The sequence below is a fragment of the Lishizhenia sp. genome, from assembly GCF_033720595.1.
Classification (GTDB): Bacteria; Bacteroidota; Bacteroidia; order Flavobacteriales_D; family Crocinitomicaceae; genus Lishizhenia.
The window spans coordinates 1-3,362 of sequence record NZ_JAWWCF010000254.1 but is presented as its reverse complement, the minus strand read 5'-3'; the positions used below and the strand labels follow the sequence as shown (position 1 = coordinate 3,362).

Annotated in this window: 4 protein-coding genes; all 4 read right to left on the bottom strand. The window is 39.2% G+C overall.

Annotated features, from left to right (window positions below):
- The coding region (locus tag R3333_RS13550; protein ID WP_318959311.1) for a Mur ligase domain-containing protein at nucleotides 1-191 on the bottom strand (191 nt) is incomplete at its 3' end.
- On the bottom strand, nucleotides 191-2,290 hold the full coding sequence (locus tag R3333_RS13545; protein WP_318959310.1) for a penicillin-binding protein: 2,100 nt from the start codon (nucleotides 2,288-2,290) through the stop codon (nucleotides 191-193). The genes R3333_RS13550 and R3333_RS13545, both read right to left, overlap by 1 nt.
- Nucleotides 2,291-2,707, bottom strand: a complete 417-nt coding sequence (locus tag R3333_RS13540) for an FtsL-like putative cell division protein (RefSeq protein WP_318959309.1) — start codon at nucleotides 2,705-2,707, stop codon at nucleotides 2,291-2,293.
- Nucleotides 2,700-3,362 (bottom strand): 16S rRNA (cytosine(1402)-N(4))-methyltransferase RsmH (gene rsmH, locus R3333_RS13535; protein WP_318959308.1); only part of this gene is annotated, 663 nt, incomplete at its 5' end. The genes rsmH and R3333_RS13540, both read right to left, overlap by 8 nt.

Genomic DNA, 3,362 nt, shown 5'->3' with positions numbered 1-3,362 from the left:
GAAGTACAGCCTAATTCTATTGCTTTAGAGATGTAATTGTGTCCGTCAACTGTAAATCCTTTGATGGCAACAAAAACAGTATGGGCTGTCGCTTTTCTTGAATCGAAAACGATAGCTTCAATCGCCACATCTGTGCTACCTATCACTTGGATGAGGTTTACACCGTATAATATGTCTCTTAACTGTTGCATTACTTTAATTCTAGTTCTATAATTCCACCAACTACTGCTGCGCTACCAGGGGCGAGACTTTGAGTAACTACTCTTCCAACACCTTTAGCTCTTACTTTTAACCCTGCTTGTTCAAGAAGGATAACAGCATCTTTAAGTCCCATTCCTAATACTTTAGGAACAAGGCTTTTTTGTATTTCTGCGTTTCTAAATTCTACTCCGTTCGTTTGTTGGAAAGTTCTAACCCATTCTTGTGAAGTGCTACCGTTTGTTCTGATGTGTAATTGGTCAAGCACTTGTTTTAATTCGTACCCATTTCCGCTTTTAGTGATTGGGGTGTCAAATGTTCCACTTCCTTGGTTAATGGCTTCTTGATATTGTAAACTCGTACTGTATACTTTATCTGCAATTTCAGCGAAAACAGTTCCTGATACAGAAGCACCATAGATGTCGTTAGTTGGAGCACTGACCACTACTATACAAGAGTATACTGGGTTTTCTGCTGGGAAATAACCGCAGAAAGAAGCGATGTATTTCTGGTCACCAATTTCTCCGTATCCTTTGTTTCTGTTTGCAATTTGTGCTGTTCCTGTTTTACCTGCTAATTTGAAGAAAGACTTGCGTAGCGCTCTTCCTGTACCGTGTTCTACAACTCCGGCTAAACATTTTTGCAAAGCGTCTATTGTAGGTTGACTACAGATCTTTTCTTTCAAAACAACAGGTTCATAATGCTTTATTACTTCTGTTCCTTGGCGGATCTCAGAGACGAACTGTGGCTTCATGAATTTACCATTGTTGGCAACAGCGTTGTAGAATGCTAAGGTTTGTAGGGGTGTTTGTTGCACCTCGTAACCGATAGACATCCATGCAATAGATCCTCCCCACCATTGTGGAGTGCCTGGTCTGTTAATCATAGGAGCTTTTTCTCCGGCGATATCTATACCTAAGGGTTGCGTTAGTCCAAATTGATCTAATCGAGAAATGAATTGTTCTGGCTCATTTCTGTAGTTGTCAAAAATAATTTTGGAGATAACGTTAGAAGACTTTTCAAAGGCACGTTGTATTGTGATTTTTCCATATCCCCATTTGTTGTCATCGTTCAAAGCTCTATCGTAGTATTGGTATCTACCTACAGCGTTAACAGTATCGGTGAGTTTAATTTTCTCATCCTCTAATGCAGCCATTAAGGAAGCGAGTTTGAATGTTGATCCAGGAACCTCTATCGTACCAATGGCATGATTGTAAGATTCAGAATAACCACCATCTCTGTTCTCTTCTAAGTTCACCATGGCTTTGATGAATCCTGTTTTCACGTCCATAACGATGGCACAACCGTATTTACCTCCTTTGGTTTGAAGTTGACGCAGTAACTCAGTGTGTGCTACTTCTTGTATGTCTTTGTCTATGGTTGTAACCACATCTGCTCCATCTTGTGTTTCCTTGGTGATAGGACCTGTAGTTTTCCAAGAGTTAGAAATCTTTTGTTGAATGATTTCTCCATTCTGACCTTGTAGGTATTCGTTAAATGCACCTTCAATTCCAACTTCTAAAGTGTCGTCCTCACGGTAGCGCACGTAACCTAAAGTTCTTTTTAAAAGATCTTCATGGGGTTTTTGACGGATGATGATTTCTTCTTGGTCTATGATTCCACCCTTGTATTTCCCTAGTTTGAAAATAGGTAAGGCACGTAATTTTTTACGTGTGTCATTGGTTACTCTTCTTTGAATGCGGCAGTACTGATTGTTTCTTGCGCGTTCTCTAGAAAGGTATTCTCTCCATTCTCTGGCAGTGCGCTCTGGAAAGATTTGAGCTAACCCCTGTGTTAATCCTTCAATTCCTTCTCTCCAAACATCTTCCTTAACTACTTTGGTATCCATGTAGATGTCGTAAAAAGAAACTGAGGTTACTAATGGACTTAAGTTTGCGTCTAAAATCTCTCCCCTTCTCGGGATGATTTCAGCAGTTTTAAACTCAATTTTTTCTGAAGATGAAACGAAAAGATTGGTTCTACCATCTTTGTAGATCATGAAAGATTTAACAATAACTGTCAACATGATAGCTACAAACCCGAAGTAAATCAGATAGGTTCTTAAAACTATATGTTTGTTGTTCTTGTCCATTTATTCTTCCTCTTCCTTTTTTATTCTTACAACTTTCGTTGGTTTTCTTGTTTCTTTTAATCCGAGTGGTGTTAGTTTGTCTACCAATACCTGTCTTCTTGTTTCTTCTTCTAACTTGGCTTTGGTTTCTACATAGTCTGAAGTCATTTGGTTGAGCTCCTTTTCCATGTTGCTGGTTTCCTTTGCCAGTTGGTTTACGTAATATCCTTTTCCAACAATAAGTATGAGGAGCATTACGAAGAAAACGATGTACGTAAGGTTGTTGAGTACAAAGTCTTTCGTTAGAAAATCCCCGTTGATGATTTGCATAAAAGTCTTTGAGCTTTCACCTAAAGGCTTTCTTGTGCTCTTCTTCCTTTTCTTCTTCTTCGGGCTTTCTTTTTGAACCTCTTCTTTATTTTGGTATTCGTTAATCATCGTTGCGTTCTGCTATTCTTAGTTTGGCGCTTCGCGAGCGATTGTTTAACTCTAACTCTTCTTCTGTTGGTGTGATGGGTTTTCTATTTACCTCTGTGAAAGGTTTTAAGATGTTCCCATAAAAGTCTTTCTCTATTTTCCCGTCAAAGCTTCCTCTCTTCATGAAATTTTTCACCAACCTATCTTCTAGAGAGTGGTAAGACATGATTACGAGTCTGCCGTGGGGTTTTAATATCTCTGTGGTTTGTGTTAAAAATTTCTCCAACACATCCATTTCATTGTTTACCTCAATTCTTATGGCTTGGTAGATTTGTGCTAAGAATTTATTTTCTTTTCTTGCAGGGGCGATAGGAAGGAGTATTTCGTTTAATTCTCCCGTTGTTTCTATCTCTTTGCGAGAACGAGCTCTGCAAATGGTTCCGGCTACCTTGCCTGGAGATTTTACCTCTCCGTATTTTCTTAGAATAGAAATGAGTTCATCTTCTTCGTAGGTGTTCACGATGTGCTTGGCGTCTATTTCACTAGATTGGTTCATGCGCATGTCTAGCGGGTAGTCACCTCTAATGCTGAAACCTCTGCTTCCTTCATCGAATTGATGAGAAGAAACACCAAGGTCTCCCAAGATTCCATCTACTTTTTGAATACCTAAAAGGCG